Source organism: Aquimarina sp. AD10, assembly GCF_003443715.1.
Taxonomy (GTDB): Bacteria; Bacteroidota; Bacteroidia; order Flavobacteriales; family Flavobacteriaceae; genus Aquimarina; species Aquimarina aggregata.
Genome location: NZ_CP031965.1, coordinates 1,600,985 through 1,623,723, shown reverse-complemented (window position 1 = coordinate 1,623,723; position 22,739 = coordinate 1,600,985). Strand labels below are relative to the sequence as shown.

9 protein-coding genes and 3 tRNA genes are annotated in these 22,739 nt (G+C 35.8%); 8 read left to right on the top strand and 4 right to left on the bottom strand.

The window, feature by feature from the left end; translation table 11 throughout:
• The first annotated feature begins 290 nt into the window (after nucleotides 1–290).
• The 5 genes from D1816_RS06925 to D1816_RS06905 all read left to right on the top strand — a co-directional run bounded on the left by D1816_RS06925 (nucleotide 291) and on the right by D1816_RS06905 (nucleotide 18,142).
• Nucleotides 291–12,491: a choice-of-anchor L domain-containing protein gene (locus D1816_RS06925; RefSeq protein ID WP_118501807.1), complete on the top strand. Its 12,201-nt coding sequence runs from the start codon at nucleotides 291–293 to the stop codon at nucleotides 12,489–12,491.
• Between the two features lie 65 nt (nucleotides 12,492–12,556).
• Entirely contained in the window at nucleotides 12,557–13,513 is a 957-nt protein-coding gene (locus D1816_RS06920) for a type IX secretion system membrane protein PorP/SprF (RefSeq protein WP_066308576.1), read from the top strand.
• A 36-nt stretch (nucleotides 13,514–13,549) separates the two neighbouring features.
• Nucleotides 13,550–15,520, top strand: coding sequence for an OmpA family protein (locus D1816_RS06915; protein WP_233565292.1), 1,971 nt, complete (start codon nucleotides 13,550–13,552; stop codon nucleotides 15,518–15,520).
• A 187-nt stretch (nucleotides 15,521–15,707) separates the two neighbouring features.
• Nucleotides 15,708–17,216, top strand: a complete 1,509-nt coding sequence (locus D1816_RS06910; RefSeq protein WP_162900336.1) for a hypothetical protein — start codon at nucleotides 15,708–15,710, stop codon at nucleotides 17,214–17,216.
• 92 nt (nucleotides 17,217–17,308) lie between these two features.
• Nucleotides 17,309–18,142, top strand: coding sequence for a T9SS type A sorting domain-containing protein (locus D1816_RS06905; RefSeq protein ID WP_162900335.1), 834 nt, complete (start codon nucleotides 17,309–17,311; stop codon nucleotides 18,140–18,142).
• Nucleotides 18,143–18,266: 124 nt separating this feature from the next.
• Here the strand turns inward: D1816_RS06905 and D1816_RS06900 are convergent, their stop codons facing one another.
• From D1816_RS06900 to D1816_RS06885, 4 genes are all read right to left on the bottom strand, one after another.
• Nucleotides 18,267–18,794 carry a gamma carbonic anhydrase family protein gene (locus D1816_RS06900; RefSeq protein ID WP_118501799.1) on the bottom strand — a complete coding sequence of 176 codons (528 nt, stop codon included), beginning with the start codon at nucleotides 18,792–18,794 and terminating at the stop codon, nucleotides 18,267–18,269.
• A 144-nt stretch (nucleotides 18,795–18,938) separates the two neighbouring features.
• Nucleotides 18,939–19,012 (bottom strand) — tRNA-Arg (locus D1816_RS06895).
• A gap of 15 nt (nucleotides 19,013–19,027) precedes the next feature.
• A tRNA-Pro gene (locus D1816_RS06890) sits at nucleotides 19,028–19,102 on the bottom strand.
• Nucleotides 19,103–19,120: 18 nt separating this feature from the next.
• Nucleotides 19,121–19,204 (bottom strand) — tRNA-Ser (locus tag D1816_RS06885).
• Nucleotides 19,205–19,464: 260 nt separating this feature from the next.
• On the opposite strand from D1816_RS06885, the gene D1816_RS06880 reads away from it, so the two are divergent.
• The 3 genes from D1816_RS06880 (at nucleotide 19,465) to D1816_RS06870 (ending at nucleotide 22,737) form a co-directional block, all read left to right on the top strand.
• Nucleotides 19,465–21,060: a hypothetical protein gene (locus tag D1816_RS06880; RefSeq protein WP_147405087.1), complete on the top strand. Its 1,596-nt coding sequence runs from the start codon at nucleotides 19,465–19,467 to the stop codon at nucleotides 21,058–21,060.
• Between the two features lie 84 nt (nucleotides 21,061–21,144).
• Entirely contained in the window at nucleotides 21,145–22,152 is a 1,008-nt protein-coding gene (locus D1816_RS06875; protein ID WP_118501795.1) for a hypothetical protein, read from the top strand.
• Between the two features lie 141 nt (nucleotides 22,153–22,293).
• Nucleotides 22,294–22,737: a hypothetical protein gene (locus tag D1816_RS06870; RefSeq protein WP_118501793.1), complete on the top strand. Its 444-nt coding sequence runs from the start codon at nucleotides 22,294–22,296 to the stop codon at nucleotides 22,735–22,737.
• Nucleotides 22,738–22,739 lie beyond the last annotated feature (2 nt).

Sequence of the window (22,739 nt, the reverse complement as noted above, 5' to 3'; positions counted from 1 at the left end):
ACCATCATGATTAATACTTACAAACTAAGTACTGTTGAGCAGGTATCTTATAGATTCTTCAAGATAAAAAAAACTGTACAACATTTAGATAACTTTTTTTTGAAAGAAAAATGCGCGAAGATAATATTGATTTATCTTAAGATTTTGGCAATTCACCTTTCCTATCGGTTGATTCAACGATATTAAAAACCATAGTGTGCAATACACATTAATTTAATTGGTTGTAAACTACTTATTTATAGTAGTAAAAGATCAATAAAATATAAAACAGCATCAAAATTTTATAGTATATGAAAAAAATTACGCTAATCACTTTCTTTATAGTATTGCTATTTAATGGTAAGGAAGTATTGTCTCAAGCTACTTTTACTGCCAATCCCACAGATGTAGCATTGACCACACAACTTGGAGGTACAGGTATAACCATATCTAACCCTACTTTAGAAAATGGAAGTAGGTTTTTTCAATTAGCAACTTTTTCTAACGGTAATGCAGGGGCTAGTCTTTCGATAGATACAGGGGTATTGATGACTACGGGAACTGCTACACAAGCATTTGGCAGTAATGGTACAGCTGCGTTTCCGTCTAACTCGGGTGTCGCTGCTACTGAACAAGTACAACCAACAACGTATAATGATCCAGATATCATTGCGATAGACCCAAATGCTAATTTTGATGTAGTTGTATTTTCATTTGATGTGGTATTGGATCCTAGATTAACAGCATTGCAGATTGTATATCAGTTTGGTTCAGATGAATACCCTGACTATGTTGGTACTGTTTTTAATGATGTATTTGGTTTTTTTGTTTCAGGGCCAGGGATAACGGGCTCACAAAATCTAGCATTGGTACCCGGTACATCAAATCCCGTAGCAGTAAATTCTGTTAATGGAGGTTTTTTGGGATGTAATAATGCTAATGCCGGAATAGCGGCACCGGCAGATTTATCGCAATCTGCATTATTTATAAACAATGGTTTTGATACAGCAACTCCTCCTGGACCTCCTGCGACTTGTAATACGAACTCTGGTGCATTTCCCATCTTTACAGAATATAATGGTATTACGAATCAATTTACAGGAACAATAAATGGGCTTACTGCAGGAGTTACGTATAGATTTAAGATTGCCATTGCGGATACAGGTGATAGGTCTTTGGATTCTGCAGTATTTATTAATCAAATTATAGGAACAAATGATATCGATGGTGATGGTACTTCAGATCAGGCAGATCTTGATGATGATAATGATGGTATATTAGATACTGCTGAAAATACATTAAATGTAGATCCTTCGGGAGATGCAGATGGGGATTTTATCCTAAATTATGAAGATTTTGATGATAATGGAACAGCTACAGCTCCAGTTTGCCTTGATGCAGACCTTGATGGTATTTGTGATACATTAGATCCAGTTTTTGATTTTGATGGTGATAATGTTTCAGATCATCTTGATCTTGATAGTGATAATGATGGTATTTATGACGTTGTGGAAGCAGGAGGAACAGATGATGATAATGATGGAGATGCTGATGGAGTGCCTGGTAATACTGCAGGAACTATTGGGATCCCTGCGACAGCAGGAACTGGACTCATACCAATAGAAACCACAGCAGGAACTCCTGATCACTTAAACCTTGATAGTGATAATGATGGATGTAGTGATGCCAATGAGGCATATAGTGATCCAGATGCTGATGGAGGTGATGGCGGCCAATACGGAATAACAGATCCAGCTACAGTAGATGGAGATGGATTAGTCACAGAAACAGGAATAAACTATACTCTAGGTACCAATACTGCAGTAACATTTAGCAGTAACGCCAGTACTTGTATTGATGCGAATACAGATGTAAATTCTATACAAGTTCTTGGTAGTACCGGGGGTTTAGCTATAGCCAATGTTCTGGTTAATGATACATTTGGTGGGGCTACTGCAACTATAGGAACAGTTGATATTACAGTAGTTTCATCATCTGATCCTAATGTAACTTTGAATACAGCTAATGGTGAAGTGAATGTTACACCAGGAACTGCTGCAGGGATTTATACCATAGGATATCAAATTTGTGAAGCAGGCTCAGCCATGCCTTGTAGTACGTCTTTAATTACAATAATAGTAGATGGAGATTATGATTTAGATGGAGTAGGAGATACTACAGATCTTGATGATGATAATGATGGTATTTTAGACACCGTAGAATGTCCTGCAGTCACGGGTACATCGGTTGAAGGCCCAAATCTAGTGTTAAACTCTAATTTTGATGATGGTTATGCATTTTGGACATCAGATTTTAATCGTGGACGAGGTAACGAAGATGGAGGTACAGGTTATCCAAGAACATCAGGTACTTGTGCAGATCAAGGTTGGGTAGCAGTTTCTCCTTACAACAGTACAAATGGTATTTGTAATACATATTATACTTATCCAAATACGCTACCAGGGATACCCGATGGTAGTGTATTAATTGTAGATGCCGATCAAACAGGAGCAAACGTATATTATACGGGTGGACCTGTACCCCCTGGAGGAGGAAATAATACTGGTTGCGATGCTAATTATGTGCCCTTTACAGATGGTACACCGGGTACATTGGCAAATCCAAATAATACCCTGTATATCGATCCTAGTGATGTAGTAGGAGAAAGTTATTGGAAACAAACAGTATCTAATATTGAAGCAAACTCTACCTATATTTTTAGGTGCTTTATATACATTGTAGAGCAAAATCCGGAGTTAGCTTTTATTATCAATGGAGCTACAATATTTAATAGTCCAGTAGGTGATGGTTCGGCTGGTCAAATAGGAACATGGCAAGAAGTAGAGTTTAATTGGAATTCTGTAGCTGTATCTGGTGCAGTAACCATAGAAATTGCAAATACACAAGCGGGTTGTTTTGGAAATGATATACGTCTGGATGATATCACATTTGCCAAATTATTTGCAGATTTTGATGGAGATGGTATTTCAAATTGTAGAGATATAGATAGTGATAATGATGGAATTCCTGATGTTGTAGAAGCACAACCAACAGTAGGATATACAGCTTTACCAAATAATGGTGTAGTAGGTACTAGCGTAGCTGCCAATGGTATTCCTAATGGATTTCCGGCAATTGGATTTACTCCTGAAAATACAGATGGAACTGCCGATGGACCAGATTATCTAGATCTTAATTCCGATGATGAAGGTGATAATGATACATTAGAAGCTGGTTTTACCGCGGCAACAAATACGATTGATACGGATGGGGATGGACTATTAAATCAATACGATGCGAGCCCCACAGATGCTGCAGGAGCAATCGATTATGACGATGATCAAAATGGAGGATCCTTAGATTTGCCAAATGTACAAGATCCAGTATCAACAGAAGTGGATTATCGAGATAGTACTTTGGGTACTGATTCTGATAATGATGATGTCGTCGATTTTTTTGATTTAGATGATGATAATGACGGTATTACCGATGTAGTAGAGAGTGGCGGTAATGCTCCAAATGGAGATGAGGATGGTGATGGTGTTCCCAACTGGCAGGATGATACAGATAATGATCCTGGTAATACTATAGGAGACAGTAGTACTACAGTGTATACCGATAGTAATGGTGATGGCGTTCCGGATGTTTATGATTTGGATGGAGATGGAGTTCCGAATCACTTAGATTTAGATAGTGATAATGATGGTATTTATGATCTAGTTGAATCAGGACAATTCGATAATGGAGCGGTAGACGCTAATGGTGATGGTGTTATTGATGGAACACCAGTTAATTTTGGAAATAACGGATTAGCAAACTCAATAGAATCTGATGATACTTTTACAGCAACTACGGCCAGCCCTACTGATACCGATGGTAATGTAAATGATGGTCCTAATTATTTGGATATTGATTCAGATGATGATGGTATTCCTGATAATATTGAGGGTCAACCTACGGTTGGTTATATCGCTCCTATTGTAGATAACCCAGCCACACCATTAATTGATGAATCAGATACTGACGGTAATGGAGTAAATGATGCTTATGATACTAACGGTACTGCATTAGATCCTGATGCTGTTGATATCGATGGTACCGGTGGTGGTGATTATATAGATACCGATGCTGATGGCGATGGTATTCCTGATGCTACCGAGGCTTATGATACCGATGGTGATAATGTTCCGGATACCTTACCTGCAAATGCTGATAGTGATGGAGATGGTTTAGATGATAATTATGATACAATTGATTTAGGTACTACCCCCGCAACGAATGCTACCGATGGAGGGGAGTTAGCAACAGATTTTCCAGATGATGATAATGTAGGTGGTGATAGAGACTGGCGAGATCCTTTAGATGCTGATGGCGATGATATTGCCGATAATGTAGATTTAGATGATGATAATGATGGTATTCCAGATATTGTAGAGAGTGGTGGTAATGCTCCAAATGGAGATGAAGATGGTGATGGTGTTCCCAACTGGCAGGATGATACAGATAATGATCCTGGTAATACTATTGGAGACGGTAGTACTACAGTGTACACGGATAGTAATGGTGATGGCGTTCCGGATGTTTATGATTTTGATGGCGATGGTATTCCAAACCATTTAGATTTAGATAGTGATAATGATGGTTTATATGATGTTGTCGAAACGGGTAATGGTGCGTTAGACACAGATAATGATGGAGAGATTAACGGTAGTGTAGGGTCAAATGGTATTCCTGATACTGCAGAAGATGGGGGCGTAGATGGAGCAGGAGTAAGTAGTGCACCTACTGATACTGATGGTAATGTAAATGATGGTCCTAATTATTTGGATATTGATTCAGATGATGATGGTATTCCTGATAATATTGAGGGTCAACCTACGGTTGGTTATATCGCTCCTATTGTAGATAACCCAGCCACACCATTAATTGATGAATCAGATACTGACGGTAATGGAGTAAATGATGCTTATGATACTAACGGTACTGCATTAGATCCTGATGCTGTTGATATCGATGGTACCGGTGGTGGTGATTATATAGATACCGATGCTGATGGCGATGGTATTCCTGATGCTACCGAGGCTTATGATACCGATGGTGATAATGTTCCGGATACCTTACCTGCAAATGCTGATAGTGATGGAGATGGTTTAGATGATAATTATGATACAATTGATTTAGGTACTACCCCCGCAACGAATGCTACCGATGGAGGGGAGTTAGCAACAGATTTTCCAGATGATGATAATGTAGGCGGTGATAGAGACTGGCGAGATCCTTTAGATGCTGATGGCGATGATATTGCCGATAATGTAGATTTAGATGATGATAATGATGGTATTCCAGATATTGTAGAGAGTGGTGGTAATGCTCCAAATGGAGATGAAGATGGTGATGGTGTTCCCAACTGGCAGGATGATACAGATAATGATCCTGGTAATACTATTGGAGACGGTAGTACTACAGTGTACACGGATAGTAATGGTGATGGCGTTCCGGATGTTTATGATTTTGATGGCGATGGTATTCCAAACCATTTAGATTTAGATAGTGATAATGACGGTTTATACGATGTTGTTGAGACGGGTAATGGTGCGTTAGACACAGATAATGATGGAGAGATTAACGGTAGTGTAGGGTCAAATGGTATTCCTGATACTGCAGAAGATGGGGGCGTAGATGGAGCAGGAGTAAGTAGTGCACCTACTGATACTGATGGTAATGTAAATGATGGTCCTAATTATTTGGATATTGATTCAGATGATGATGGTATTCCTGATAATATTGAGGGTCAACCTACGGTTGGTTATATCGCTCCTATTGTAGATAACCCAGCCACACCATTAATTGATGAATCAGATACTGACGGTAATGGAGTAAATGATGCTTATGATACTAACGGTACTGCATTAGATCCTGATGCTGTTGATATCGATGGTACCGGTGGTGGTGATTATATAGATACCGATGCTGATGGCGATGGTATTCCTGATGCTACCGAGGCTTATGATACCGATGGTGATAATGTTCCGGATACCTTACCTGCAAATGCTGATAGTGATGGAGATGGTTTAGATGATAATTATGATACAATTGATTTAGGTACTACCCCCGCAACGAATGCTACCGATGGAGGGGAGTTAGCAACAGATTTTCCAGATGATGATAATGTAGGTGGTGATAGAGACTGGCGAGATCCTTTAGATGCTGATGGCGATGATATTGCCGATAATGTAGATTTAGATGATGATAATGATGGTATTCCAGATATTGTAGAGAGTGGTGGTAATGCTCCAAATGGAGATGAAGATGGTGATGGTGTTCCCAACTGGCAGGATGATACAGATAATGATCCTGGTAATACTATTGGAGACGGTAGTACTACAGTGTACACGGATAGTAATGGTGATGGCGTTCCGGATGTTTATGATTTTGATGGCGATGGTATTCCAAACCATTTAGATTTAGATAGTGATAATGATGGTTTATATGATGTTGTCGAAACGGGTAATGGTGCGTTAGACACAGATAATGATGGAGAGATTAACGGTAGTGTAGGGTCAAATGGTATTCCTGATACTGCAGAAGATGGGGGCGTAGATGGAGCAGGAGTAAGTAGTGCACCTACTGATACTGATGGTAATGTAAATGATGGTCCTAATTATTTGGATATTGATTCAGATGATGATGGTATTCCTGATAATATTGAGGGTCAACCTACGGTTGGTTATATCGCTCCTATTGTAGATAACCCAGCCACACCATTAATTGATGAATCAGATACTGACGGTAATGGAGTAAATGATGCTTATGATACTAACGGTACTGCATTAGATCCTGATGCTGTTGATATCGATGGTACCGGTGGTGGTGATTATATAGATACCGATGCTGATGGCGATGGTATTCCTGATGCTACCGAGGCTTATGATACCGATGGTGATAATGTTCCGGATACCTTACCTGCAAATGCTGATAGTGATGGAGATGGTTTAGATGATAATTATGATACAATTGATTTAGGTACTACCCCCGCAACGAATGCTACCGATGGAGGGGAGTTAGCAACAGATTTTCCAGATGATGATAATGTAGGCGGTGATAGAGACTGGCGAGATCCTTTAGATGCTGATGGCGATGATATTGCCGATAATGTAGATTTAGATGATGATAATGATGGTATTCCAGATATTGTAGAGAGTGGTGGTAATGCTCCAAATGGAGATGAAGATGGTGATGGTGTTCCCAACTGGCAGGATGATACAGATAATGATCCTGGTAATACTATTGGAGACGGTAGTACTACAGTGTACACGGATAGTAATGGTGATGGCGTTCCGGATGTTTATGATTTTGATGGCGATGGTATTCCAAACCATTTAGATTTAGATAGTGATAATGACGGTTTATACGATGTTGTTGAGACGGGTAATGGTGCGTTAGACACAGATAATGATGGAGAGATTAACGGTAGTGTAGGGTCAAATGGTATTCCTGATACTGCAGAAGATGGGGGCGTAGATGGAGCAGGAGTAAGTAGTGCACCTACTGATACTGATGGTAATGTAAATGATGGTCCTAATTATTTGGATATTGATTCAGATGATGATGGTATTCCTGATAATATTGAGGGTCAACCTACGGTTGGTTATATCGCTCCTATTGTAGATAACCCAGCCACACCATTAATTGATGAATCAGATACTGACGGTAATGGAGTAAATGATGCTTATGATACTAACGGTACTGCATTAGATCCTGATGCTGTTGATATCGATGGTACCGGTGGTGGTGATTATATAGATACCGATGCTGATGGCGATGGTATTCCTGATGCTACCGAGGCTTATGATACCGATGGTGATAATGTTCCGGATACCTTACCTGCAAATGCTGATAGTGATGGAGATGGTTTAGATGATAATTATGATACAATTGATTTAGGTACTACCCCCGCAACGAATGCTACCGATGGAGGGGAGTTAGCAACAGATTTTCCAGATGATGATAATGTAGGTGGTGATAGAGACTGGCGAGATCCTTTAGATGCTGATGGCGATGATATTGCCGATAATGTAGATTTAGATGATGATAATGATGGTATTCCAGATATTGTAGAGAGTGGTGGTAATGCTCCAAATGGAGATGAAGATGGTGATGGTGTTCCCAACTGGCAGGATGATACAGATAATGATCCTGGTAATACTATTGGAGACGGTAGTACTACAGTGTACACGGATAGTAATGGTGATGGCGTTCCGGATGTTTATGATTTTGATGGCGATGGTATTCCAAACCATTTAGATTTAGATAGTGATAATGATGGTTTATATGATGTTGTCGAAACGGGTAATGGTGCGTTAGACACAGATAATGATGGAGAGATTAACGGTAGTGTAGGGTCAAATGGTATTCCTGATACTGCAGAAGATGGGGGCGTAGATGGAGCAGGAGTAAGTAGTGCACCTACTGATACTGATGGTAATGTAAATGATGGTCCTAATTATTTGGATATTGATTCAGATGATGATGGTATTCCTGATAATATTGAGGGTCAACCTACGGTTGGTTATATCGCTCCTATTGTAGATAACCCAGCCACACCATTAATTGATGAATCAGATACTGACGGTAATGGAGTAAATGATGCTTATGATACTAACGGTACTGCATTAGATCCTGATGCTGTTGATATCGATGGTACCGGTGGTGGTGATTATATAGATACCGATGCTGATGGCGATGGTATTCCTGATGCTACCGAGGCTTATGATACCGATGGTGATAATGTTCCGGATACCTTACCTGCAAATGCTGATAGTGATGGAGATGGTTTAGATGATAATTATGATACAATTGATTTAGGTACTACCCCCGCAACGAATGCTACCGATGGAGGGGAGTTAGCAACAGATTTTCCAGATGATGATAATGTAGGTGGTGATAGAGACTGGCGAGATCCTTTAGATGCTGATGGCGATGATATTGCCGATAATGTAGATTTAGATGATGATAATGATGGTATTCCAGATATTGTAGAGAGTGGTGGTAATGCTCCAAATGGAGATGAAGATGGTGATGGTGTTCCCAACTGGCAGGATGATACAGATAATGATCCTGGTAATACTATTGGAGACGGTAGTACTACAGTGTACACGGATAGTAATGGTGATGGCGTTCCGGATGTTTATGATTTTGATGGCGATGGTATTCCAAACCATTTAGATTTAGATAGTGATAATGATGGTTTATATGATGTTGTCGAAACGGGTAATGGTGCGTTAGACACAGATAATGATGGAGAGATTAACGGTAGTGTAGGGTCAAATGGTATTCCTGATACTGCAGAAGATGGGGGCGTAGATGGAGCAGGAGTAAGTAGTGCACCTACTGATACTGATGGTAATGTAAATGATGGTCCTAATTATTTGGATATTGATTCAGATGATGATGGTATTCCTGATAATATTGAGGGTCAACCTACGGTTGGTTATATCGCTCCTATTGTAGATAATCCAGCCACACCATTAATTGATGAATCAGATACTGATGGTAATGGAGTAAATGATGCTTATGATACTAACGGTACTGCATTAGATCCTGATGCTGTTGATATCGATGGTACCGGTGGTGGTGATTATATAGATACTGATGCCGATGGTGATGGTGTTTTAGATGTAATAGAAGCCAATCAAGGAACTTTAATAGGAACAGATACAGATGGTGATGGATTAGATGATGGTTTTGAAGGAGGAACGATAAACGATAATGATGCTAATGATGACCTAGATAATGGGTCACTAGACACACCTGATGCAGATGGTGATGCATTAACAGGTGGAGATGTAGATTATAGAGATGCTGATGACCTAGATAATGATGGTATTCCTGATAGCGTAGATTTAGATGATGATAATGATGGAATATTAGATACTGCCGAAGATCCGAATTTGGATGGTGATAATAATCCATATACAGAAGGAACACCAGGAGAAAATGATAGCGATAATGACGGTATTCCGAACTTCCAAGATATTGATTCAGATAATGATGGAATACCTGACAATGTAGAAGCACAATCTACAGCAGGGTATATACAACCATTAGTAGATGACCCTTCAACATTTATTAATGAAGCAGATGCAGATAATGATGGTCTTAATGATGCTTATGAAGGAAGCGGTGATGTAGGAATAATTCCAGAAAATACGGATGGAGTTGATACACCAGATTATATTGATTTAGATAGTGATCAAGATGGTGTAAATGATACTATTGAAGCAGGGTTTGACCTTGCAAATGATACTACAGATACCGATGGTGATGGTTTACTAGATGATTATGAAGGTAGTGATCCTAATGATGGTTTTGATCCTAATGATGAATTGAACAATGGATCAGATGATACACAAAATACAGACACTATTGATGAAGTAGATTATAGAGATCTTGATGATGATAACGATGGTGTAGATACAGCAGAAGAAGATTATGATGGAGATAACAATCCAACCAATCAAGATAGTGATGGTGATAGTATTCCTGATTATCTAGATATCGACGATGATGGAGACGGGGTAAATACTTCTGAAGAGAATCCAAATCCAGACGGTGACGGAGATCCTAATACAGGAATAACACAAGACACCGATAATGATACAATTCCTGATTATCTGGATACAGATGATGATGGAGACAATATACCTACAATAGATGAGAATCCGAATGCAGATGGTGATGGTAATCCAGATACTAATGGTGATGGTATTCCTGATGCTCAAGATACTGATGGTAATGGTGTTCCTGATTACTTAGACGAAGATGACGATGGAGATAGTGTAAATACTGTAGAAGAGGACTATGATGGAGATAATGATCCAACCGATCAAGATACAGATGGTGATAGTACTCCTGATTATTTAGATACCGATGACGATAATGATGGTATAGACACCATTAATGAAGAACCAGATCCAAATACAGATGGTAATCCAGATGATGCAGTAGATACAGATGGAGATACAATTCCAGATTATCTGGATAATGATGACTTAGATAATGACGGTATTTCTGATAGTTTAGATTTAGATGATGATAATGACGGAATATTGGATACTGCTGAAGATCCCAATTTAGATGGTGATAATAATCCCTACACAGAAGGGACTCCGGGAGAAAATGATAGTGATGGTGATGGTATTCCAAACTTCCAGGATATTGATTCGGATAATGATGGTATTCCAGATAATGTTGAGAGTCAGCCTACTGTGGGATATGTTCCACCTTCAGGTATAGATTTGGATATGGACGGATTAGACGATGCGTATGAAGGAACAGGTGATCAGGGTATTACTGCAATAAATACAGATGGAATAGATCAACCTGATTATATTGATTTTGATAGTGATAATGATGGTGTTTTGGATGCTACAGAAGCAGGATTCATAGAAGCGAATGATATTGGTGATGCAGATGGTGATGGACTGTTAGATGATTATGAAGGAAGTGATATTAATGATGGTTTTGACACCAATGATGAGTTGAATAATGGATCAGACGATACACAAAATACGGACACCGTTGATGAAGTAGACTATAGAGATATAGACGATGACAATGATGGAGTAGATACAATCCATGAAGATGTTAATATTAATAGTAATCCGGTTGATGATGATACAGATAGAGATGGAATCCCCAACTATTTAGACATTGACGATGACGGAGATGGTGTAAGTACAATCGCAGAAAATCCAAATCCAGATGGAGACGGAGACCCTATGACAGGAGTTACACAAGATACCGATGGAGATGGTATTGATGATTACTTAGATATAGACGACGATGGTGACAATGTGCCTACTCTTGATGAAAATCCTAATCCAGATGGAGATATAGATCCTACTACAGGAAATACTCAAGATACGGATGATGATGGTACTCCAGACTATTTAGATATAGATGATGATGGTGATACAGTAAATACAGTAGAAGAGGATTATGATGTTAATAATGATCCTACTGATACAGATACAGATGGTGATGGTACTCCTGATTATTTAGATATAGATGATGACAATGATACCATTTTAACCGAAAACGAATCTCCAGACCCTAACGGGGATGGTGATCCAGAAGATGCTAGAGATATAGATGGTAATGGTACTCCTGATTACCTTGAACCAAATAACATTGATCCCGATGCAGAAGATGGAGTCATCGTTTATACAGGAATTACTCCAAATGGAGATGGATCCAATGATGTTTTCGTAATTCAAGGAATAGAAAACCTTGAGAATACACTAGAAATATACAACCGTTGGGGAGTAAAAGTATATGGGTCTAAGAATTATGGCCGGAACAATAATTTCTTCAAGGGTATTTCTACAGGAAGAACCACAGTCGAGGAAAAAGATCAACTACCAGCCGGTACTTACTATTATGTTTTAGAATATGTTCTCCAATCTGGAGAAAGTAAAAATAGAGCAGGATACTTGTATATAAATAGATAATTAATAAAAACAAAGTACCCATAGACGTACTCTATGGGTTTAATCAAAAATGTAAATCAGAGCGGATGAAAAAACTACACGCAAAAATTATCACAGCCCTTTTGAGCTTTGCGTTTTATTATAACTATGCACAACAGGATGCTCAATATACACAGTATATGTATAATACCATTAGTGTCAACCCAGCCTATGCTGGTAGTAGAGGTGTTATGAGTATAATGGGATTGCATAGAAGTCAATGGGTAGGTCTAGAAGGTGCTCCAAGAACACAGACATTAACACTTAATACTCCGTTAGGAAGTGAAGAACGAATGGGACTTGGTTTATCAGTGGTCAATGATGAAATTGGACCTACAGATGAAACGTATATTAGTGTTGATTTTTCATATACGATACCAACTTCCGAACGAGGGAAGTTAAGTTTCGGTTTGAAAGCTGGAGCTCACTTACTTAATATTGATTTTCAAGAATTAAGGCAATTTAATGCCAATGATAACCTGTTTAATGCAAACATTGATAATAAGTTTAGTCCACAGGTAGGAGTTGGATTGTATTATCATACTAATAAGTTTTATTTTGGACTAAGTGTTCCCAATATGTTAGAAACAGATCATTTTGATGAGGGGTCCACAAGTAGTGATAGCGATGCTGTAAGTTTTTTAGCAGAAGAAAGAATTAATTATTACGGTATTACAGGATATGTATTTGACATTAGTAATGATATAAAATTTAAACCAGCAGTATTAACTAAATTAGTTTTTGGGGCTCCTTTGCAGGTTGATGTTTCTGCCAATTTCTTATTGTACCAACGATTAACATTAGGAGTTGCATATCGATGGAGTGCAGCAGTTACAGGTCAGGTAGGTTTCCAAATTTCTGATGCTTTAATGATTGGGTTTGCTTATGATAGAGAAACTACAGAGTTGGGAAGATCCCAATTTAATGACGGTAGTTACGAAGTCATGTTAAGATTCGAACTCTTTAAAAAATACAATAGAATGCTAACTCCGCGTTTCTTTTAGTAGGAGTTCCTAAAGAAAGTGAAAAATATGATCAAAATGAATTTTAATAAATACGTCATACTTACAGCTATATGCATATTCATTTCATGTAGTTTGTATGCTCAGAATAAACGTCTCGAAAAAGCTAATGAAAACTTTAATCGATTTGCTTTTGTAGATGCGCGTAAAATTTATCTCCAAGTTGCAGAAAGTGGATATGAATCACGTGAATTATTCAAAAAATTAGGAGATTCTTATTATTTCAATGCACAATTAGAAGATGCTGTTCCTTGGTACGAAAAACTTACTAGTAAATATAATGAAGAAATTGATCCTGAATATTTATTTAGATACTCTCAAAGTTTAAAGAGCATAGAGCGATATGATGATGCTGATCAAGTAATGGAAAAGTTTAATGTTATTACAGGTAATGATCAAAGAGCCGAGTATTTTATGAATACTCGTGACTATCTTAAATTTATAGAGATGCAATCTGGAAAATTTAGGCTTTTAAAGTTAAGTGTTAATTCTAAATATTCTGAATATGCACCAAGTTTTAATCACCTTGGACAATTAGTTTTTGCTTCATCTAGGGCGGGTAGTGGAATGACAAAAGTTTTACATGAATGGAATGAGATGCCTTTTTTAGATTTATTTTCTTCGGATATAATTGAAGCTAACGGAATTCTTCAATCTCCTAAAAAAATGAAAGGAAAGATCAATACAAAATTTCATGAATCCTCTACGTCTTTCAGTAAAGATGGCCAAACCGTTTATTTTACAAGAAACAATTATACCAAAAGAAAGTTAGGTACAAATACAGAAGGAACAATACTTTTGAAAATATATAGAGCTAAATTAAAAGAGGATAAATGGACTGATATCGAAGAATTGCCTTTTAATAGTGATGAATATTCGGTAGCCCATCCTGCATTAAGTGCAGATGGAACTAAATTGTATTTTGCCAGTGATATGGCTGATAGTAGGGGACTTTCTGATTTATACGAAGTAGCAATAAATCAGGATGGCACTTTTGGAACTCCAAGAAATCTTGGAGATAAAATTAATACAGAAGGAAGAGAAACATTTCCGTATATAAGTGATTCTGGACGATTGTATTTTGCCAGTGATGGACATATCGGTTTAGGGGGATTGGATGTATTTGTAAGTGTACCAGAAGAAACAGGAGAATTTTCTATACCATATAATGTTGGGAAACCGGTAAATAGTGACGAAGATGATTTTACTTTTGTACTTAATGAAAATACTAAGATAGGGTATTTTGCAAGTAACAGAAGAGGAGGAAAAGGAAATGATGATATTTATAGTTTTAAGCAAACCGAAGATCTTATAACAGAATGTAATCAGTATGTGACAGGAGTTGTTACCGATGCAGTTTCAAAAGAGGTGTTAGCAAATGCAGAAGTGATGCTAATGGATGATAATAACCAAGAAATAGGACTTGTAGCCACAGATAATAAAGGAAGATATAAGTTTGATCTAGAATGTGAAACCTCATATATCGTTAGAGCGACAAAAACGTCTTACAGCCCAACAGAAGCAATTCTTGCTACCAATAATGCTCTTGAGTACGAGCATAATTTGGCCTTACAAATTTCTACAGGTAGTATTGATGATAAAAAAGAATATAAAAAAGGAGATGATCTTGCATTATTATTAGATTTAGAACCTATCTATTTTGATCTTGATAAGTCTTTTATTAGACCAGATGCAGAGGTAGAACTACAAAAAATAATCGCTGCGTTAAAAGAATATCCAGAACTTAAGATTGATGTAAGATCACATACAGATAGTCGAGCAGATGATAATTACAATATGTATTTAAGTGAAAGGAGAGCAAAAAGTACAGTTAAATATATACTGCAAAAAGGAGAAATAGATCCTTCTAGAGTTACAGGAAGAGGATATGGTGAAACTAATTTAATCAATAAATGTGCTAATGCGATACCATGCGAAGATCAAGAACATCAATTAAATAGACGTAGCGAGTTTATTTTAATTGATTAAATGAAATGTCTATCTGATATAAAAAAATAAGAATTCTGCTTATGATTTAAAGCACGTGTATTTTAATATGATTTTGTGTTTTAGATTATAACAGTTTGGTTATCAGTAGAAATGTGGGTTAAAAATGGAGGTGTTTTATCTTAAAACAATATCTTAGTAAGATAACTTAACATTAACCAAATATATCATGAAAACACACACAAAAATTCTCTTGGGACTGGTATGCTTTTTTTTAACGACAATAAATATGGTACTCTTGGCACAAGAGTCCGCAATCTACGCAGGAGGACCTATTTATAATAATAGAAATATTTCTATTAATGAACTGCGCAATTCTGGATATACTACTGTAATAGTTTGGACGATACACATAGAAGCTAATGGAGATTTAGGTTTTAATGGTGAATTTCCTTTAGTAAAAAATGGAGTATATGTAGGTAATCAGCAATACCCAAATTTCCCAGCAGATGTCGCTATGTTAAAAACAGTACCAACATCTGTTACTAGAGTAGAATTTGGATTAAGTGCAGCCGGTTCAGGAACTTTTGCTGCTGTACAAAACTTTTATAATTCAGAAGGGTTTGGACCAGGTACAACCTTGTATAAGAATTTTGAAGCATTAAAAACAGCAATCCCAGCAATAGATGCTTTTAATAATGATGATGAAAGTACATACCATGCGCCATCTGCCGTAGCTTTTACAAAAATGCTTGCAGGGCTAGGTTTTAAAAATGCCATTGTGCCTTATACGAATAGTAACTTCTGGAGAACGCTGGTAAATCAAGTTAATACTAGTTATCCTGGTAATATTGATAGAACATACTTACAATGTTATGCAGGTGGGGGAGGCAATAATCCATGTTCATCATCATGGGATTTTGGAATTCCGGTATATCCTGGTTTATGGGGTGGTTCTGGTCAATCGAGCACATCTACGGTAGAAAGTAGAATGAACATGTGGCAAAGTAACTGCGGCATTACAGGGGGATTTATGTGGATTTATGATGATTTTGATAATAGTTCTGCAGTTGCAGCATATGCCAATGCAATTAATACAGCAGTATCTCCTGGCAGTGTTCCTGGCATTGCAAACTCTCCAATACCTGCTAATTCTGCAACAAATGTAAATATAAATAGTACCCTAAGTTGGACTGCAGGATCAGGTACTAATACGCATAATGTTTATTTAGGAACCAATGCTACTTTGGGATCTGGAGATTTTAAAGGAAACCAATCCAATTCATCCTATAATCCAGGGAATTTAAATCCAAATACGCTTTATTATTGGAGAATAGATGAAGTAAATACACTTGGAACTACAACAGGTCCAGTATGGAGTTTTAGAACAAATACAATTAGTACTGTTGATCATACAAATCCTGTAGGAAGAGGTGTGATCACAGCTAGAGCAGAAATTAATAATGCAGAAAGTGCAACTAAAGCTTTTGATAATCTATTTGTTAGTGGAACTCAAAATGTAGATTGGAGTAAATGGCTTGATAATGGAGGAGTTCCTAGTACAACAAACCCTAGTTGGATCCAGATTAAATTACCCGAGGAAGTAATCGTAAATGCTATTACAGTAACAAGTGCTAATGATGTTCCTGATAGAGACCCGAGGATTTTAATATACAAGGGTCAAATAATGGAAACGATTGGACAACTATTACTAGTTGGTCTGGGCAAAGCTGGGTAAATCGATTTGAAAAAAAAATGTTGAGTTTTATAAATACAAATAGTTATAGTTACTATCGTATAAATACGACTAAAAATAAGGGAAACATAAGTATGACTCAAATTAGTGAGATAGAACTTCTTGGCCCTCCTGATACTTCTAACCCTCCAACTGGTTGTGCGGTTTGTATAGATTTTAATGCTGCAGGTATTCAGTCGTATGCTAATCAAGATATTGATGGTGCTTTTTTTATAGAAGATAATGGTAGCACAGCTCATTTGGTTAATAATACATGGAAACGATCAATAAATACGTATTCGATAACAGCAAATACAGTTATAGAATTTGAGTTTAAAAGCACTGTAGAAGGAGAAATTCATGGTATCGGTTTTGATGAAAATAATGGATTGAGTAGTAATAGGATTTTTAAGGTTTATGGGACTCAAAATTGGGGTATTAGAAGTTTTGATACCTATAACCCTTCAAATAATTATAAACGATATATTATACCTGTAGGACAATCCTATACAGGAAATGCAATGAACCTTATTCTCGTTAATGATTTAGATAATGGTAGTGGTAATACAAGCTTTTTTAGAAACATAAAAATATACGAAAATACAACTGCAAAGGCAGTATTTTTTAGTTCTCAAAATAATATAGTAGACGAATTAGATGATGAGCCTGTTAAGGAGCTTGCAATATTAGATAGGGTATTTATATACCCAAATCCATTCTTGGATCAGATACATTTAAGTTTACCACTACATCACAAATTTAATAAAGCAAGTATATTTAGTATTTCAGGACAATTGATTCAAGAATATTCAATCTTCGGATCTAATTTTGTGAAATTTGATTCATTAAAGTATTTTAAAGGTTCAATTTTTCTTATAAAGCTAGAAGGGGAACAACAAACTGTTTTTAGAAAAATAGTTAAACAATAAGGCTTTAAATTAATATGTAATCAAGTCTAATAATAGTTATCATTTCTCGGTAGAATTTAATAACATTAAATTCTACCGAGAAATGATATTAGATGGTAATATACTTTTTTTGATTAAGGTTAAACTAACTCAATTTTTGCTCCCGTAATCCATGTGTGTATTTATCAATTTTAGAAACATAAATATCAGAGGCAGTTTTAAGCATTTTTTCATGAGTAGTACTTAATTCTTTTACAATTTTTGCAGGAGAACCTACAACCATAGCGTTATCAGGAATAATAGTTCCTTCTTTTACTAAAGAATTTGCTCCGATTACGCAATTATTGCCAATTTCTACATTGTCAAGAATTACAGCATTAATCCCTATAAGGGTATTATTGCCAATCGTACAACCGTGTACAACTGCTCTATGACCAATAGTTACACCATTACCTATTTTCATAATATTTCCCGGATCTGTATGTAAAACAGCACCATCTTGAATATTTGTGTTTTCTCCAATTAGTATTTGTTCATCACCGCGTATCACCGCTCCAAACCAAACGCTCGAATTGTTTTGAATTGATACTTTTCCAATTACAGTTGCATTATCGGCTATAAAGTGATGATTGCCAATTAACGTTACCTTGTCTTCATTTAGAGAGTAAACCATAGTTTTTAATTTTATTACTAGAACTTCTTTTAATGTTTACGAAGATTTATTTCTAATGTAGTAATTATTGAAGGACTATTTGGGCTTTTCATAATGAATTATATAAAAACAAAAAAGCCATACTAAAACTAGTATGGCTTTTTGTGAGCCCGATAGGATTCGAACCTATGACCGCCTCCTTAGAAGGGAGGTGCTCTATCCAGCTGAGCTACGAGCCCGTAACTCTATTGTAGTCGGGGTGGCAGGATTCGAACCTGCGACCTCCGCGTCCCAAACGCGGCGCGATAACCGGGCTACGCTACACCCCGAGAAAAAAAACAAAAATGCGGAGAGACGGGGACTCGAACCCCGGCGACACTTGCGCGTCGACAGATTAGCAATCTGCTCCATTACCACTCTGGCACCTCTCCAAAATCTTGTTAAGAACTCCGCATTAATATTTCAAATGCGGATGCAAATGTAGCTTTTATGTATCTACAATGCAACATTTTTTTAGCATTATTTTTTATTTAATTTCAAGTTTTTTTTAAAAAGTTGAAAATCAGTTTTTTCATATTTTTTTTATGGTATATAGTTTGTACTAAAATTACCTAAAGAAACTCTTTTTATATATTTGTATACTATTGACCTATTATACGATGTTATGAGTATTTATAAAAATGACACAAAAATGAATCCCAAATTTATTTTCTTACTAGCGCTTTTTCTTACAACTTCTGTTTTTGCTCAGAAACCTGTATTATTAGAAGATTTTACATTTAAAGTAGGAGAGAAGTACAAGAGAATTAAAAGTTCCAATACCTATAATATTGCTTCAGGAAATAGGATGGTTTCTATTAAGAAAGGTAGAAAAAATATGACGATCCAAAGATATAACCTTGATGATCTTAAAGAAGATATAAAAAAACGACAAGTTATAGAAGATAAAGGGAATTTTCAATCTGTAATGAAACTAGGAGAAAATGCAGTTGTTTTTTATACCATCAAAGATCGAGCTTATGGTCAAAAAATATCTCCAACGGGAATTATTGCAAAAAAACCAATACTACTAGTTAGTGATAAGGAGAATATAGATAGAGATTTTGGTTTTAAAAGTACTTATGGGTTTGATGCAGGAGGAAGGATTAATAAGTTCGCATTTAAAAAATCTCCTGATGGTAGAAAGTTATTAGTACTATTTAGAGTAGAAACAAGTGATCGTAAAGCAGATAAAATAGGAATTACTGTATTTAGTGATGGACTCAATCTTTTATGGAGAAGAAAAGTTATACTTCCGTATGCATCCGATAAGATTCAGAATGAAGACTTCATGATAGATAATAAAGGTGATTTCTATATGACTGCTTCTATTTTTAATGAATCTCTTGAAGAAAAAAATAAATTAGAGTCGACATATCATACAGAAGTATTTAAGATTACCGAAAAACAGAAGGAAATTGTTAGAAGTAAAATCGATATCCCTGGAAAATCTATTATCGATGGGGTAGTAGAAGCAGATAAAGGTGGAGTAGTAAGAGTAGCAGGACTTTATGCTAACAACGATAATAAAGCCGAAACTTCTGGAGTGTTTTCTGCACGCTTAACAGATGATGGTACAATAAGTACGCTCATAAAAAGTGATATTCCTGATGATAAGATACAAGCCCTTATAGTAAATAGAGAAGCTCGTATTAACGAAGGAACTCAAAAAGAAAATGATAAAAAAGATTTAGAAGATTTAAGAGTTAATGATGTTTTATTTAATAGTGACGGCAGTGTTACGGTATTTAGTGAGCAACGTTTTGTAGAGGCTTTTACAACTTCTAGTTCTTCTGGTTCAAGAACTACATATAAATACTACTACAGAGATATTTTTGCATTTAAAGCAACAAAAGAAGGTCAAATGTCATGGATGCATAAACTACCAAAATATCAATTAGGAACTATTGGTAAACGAAGTATGTCATATATGAATTTTGTAAATGCAGGTAAACATTATCTGTTTTTTATAGACGATTTTACAAACCTAAAACGATCTTTTGAAGAAACTCCTACGCGATATTTTGATGGAAAAAAAGAGTTTATTTATTTAACTTCTTATATTATTGATGATGCAACCGGAGAGGCAACAAAAGAGGCTATTTTAACAGGAAGTGATATAAGAAATGCAAGATTAGATGTGTTAGAGCTTACCAAAGCGCCTTTTTTACCCAATAAAGATATTATTCTTGAGGCTTTTGATGGTAAAAAAAATAACCTATTACTTAAAATTTCATTAGTAAAATAAATCCGGATTTCTTTACTTCGTGAAATAAACATTGTGAAATAGTATAGATACTATTCATTTATTCTAAAACTAACAAAATCAACTATGAAAAACATTGTAATAGCCTTATTATTGGCTTGTATTGGTACGTCGCACGCGCAAATAAATATTGGTAAAAGTAAGTCCCCTATTAATTTATATGTATCAAAACATAAGCAAGGTGTTTTTGATAAAGTTAAAAGCGCAAAAACATTATTTGTAGTTCCAAAAGTAGTGGATGCAGAAAAGTTTAAAGCACTAATTTCTGAAGTTTGGAATTTTAACGAAACTCTTTTTGTAGATCAAGATACATTCAAGGAAAATTTAGAAAAATATATCTCACAGGGTAATTCAATTATTCAATTAATTGACAATGGATATACAAAACAAAAAACGGGCGGAGTTATGGGCCCAGGAACAAGAACCGTTGGAGAGTATATCGTTTTTAAATTTATGATGACTTCAAATTACGAAAATATCAAAAAAGGAAAAAAAGGAAAATTGAAATACGACTATCTTAATGTAGCCGAAATATTCTTTACACCCAATATTAGATATCGTCAGGATATAAGTTCCAAAATGCGAATAGGAAGCATGGATAAGATTAATGCAAAATATGGAGAAGAACCAGGCTTTTATAATTTTAATATGGGCTATGTAAAAAACTATTTTCAAGAGTTAAATAGAAGACTGTCTAATTCTGAAAATTTAGTAATCGAAGATGGGATAAAAAAAGAAGACAAGATTAAAGAATTAAAAGAAAAGACATTATATGCACCTAAATGGATATTAAAGAAATATAATGCATTGGCCGCCACTTGGGGTAAAACCAGAACCGCTGAAGATATATTTGGAAAATATAATCATAAATATGAAATTATAGATAATGAAGAACTAAGCAATAAAATTATTAATGGCGAAGATTTTTATTACTTAATGCATACTCAATTTAATCAAAAAAAGATAATTTCTATTATACATAGCTTAACAGGTGAGATTATCTATCTAAAAGAAGAAGGTTCATATAATTTAACAGATTCAGATATAAAAGGATTTGCTAAAATTATCAAATAGATACATTTTTAGTAGGGTTAAGAGGTTTTTTTCAAGTTCTTCTTAACCCTGCAACTTATTTCTAAATAAACCGTTCTTAAGGCGATATAACTTTATAATTTTTTCATGCAGTATTTAATTTTTATATTTTCTATTTTGTGTATGAATTCTACTAATGATATTGTTAGTGTAGAACAAATACGTGATTCTTATAAAGTATGTGATCAATCTTCAGAACATGCAGAGCGATTTTATGAGCTAACCGAAAAAGCATTAAAAAATGATGGTGCTATTTATAAGGGTTATCATGGAGCTGCATTAGCTTTAAAGGCTGCCAATTCTTGGAATCCTTTTAATAAAATGTCTTATTTTAATAAAGGTAAAAAGATGATCGATAAATCTATTGACTTAGAACCAAAGAACATAGAGCTTAGGATGATTCGACTTAGTATTCAATCAAACGCTCCTAAAATAATAGGGTATTATAAAAATATTGAAGAGGATAAAAAGTTTATACTTGATAATGTAGCATCTATTTCTTCAATGTACTTAAAAGAATATATAGAAGGGTTTATAGCGCACTCTGATGTGTTTTCTAAGTCTTAATG

Excerpts from the sequence above, each read along its gene's own strand:
- D1816_RS06900 (WP_118501799.1), bottom strand. The coding sequence starts at position 18,794 with ATGGTTTACTCTCTAAATGAAGACAAGGTAACGTTAATTGGCAATCAT.
- D1816_RS06870 (WP_118501793.1), top strand. The coding sequence starts at position 22,294 with ATGAATTCTACTAATGATATTGTTAGTGTAGAACAAATACGTGATTCT.
- D1816_RS06880 (WP_147405087.1), top strand. The coding sequence starts at position 19,465 with ATGAATCCCAAATTTATTTTCTTACTAGCGCTTTTTCTTACAACTTCT.
- D1816_RS06910 (WP_162900336.1), top strand. The coding sequence starts at position 15,708 with ATGAAAACACACACAAAAATTCTCTTGGGACTGGTATGCTTTTTTTTA.
- D1816_RS06925 (WP_118501807.1), top strand. The coding sequence starts at position 291 with ATGAAAAAAATTACGCTAATCACTTTCTTTATAGTATTGCTATTTAAT.
- D1816_RS06915 (WP_233565292.1), top strand. The coding sequence starts at position 13,550 with ATGAATTTTAATAAATACGTCATACTTACAGCTATATGCATATTCATT.
- D1816_RS06875 (WP_118501795.1), top strand. The coding sequence starts at position 21,145 with ATGAAAAACATTGTAATAGCCTTATTATTGGCTTGTATTGGTACGTCG.
- D1816_RS06920 (WP_066308576.1), top strand. The coding sequence starts at position 12,557 with ATGAAAAAACTACACGCAAAAATTATCACAGCCCTTTTGAGCTTTGCG.
- D1816_RS06905 (WP_162900335.1), top strand. The coding sequence starts at position 17,309 with ATGACTCAAATTAGTGAGATAGAACTTCTTGGCCCTCCTGATACTTCT.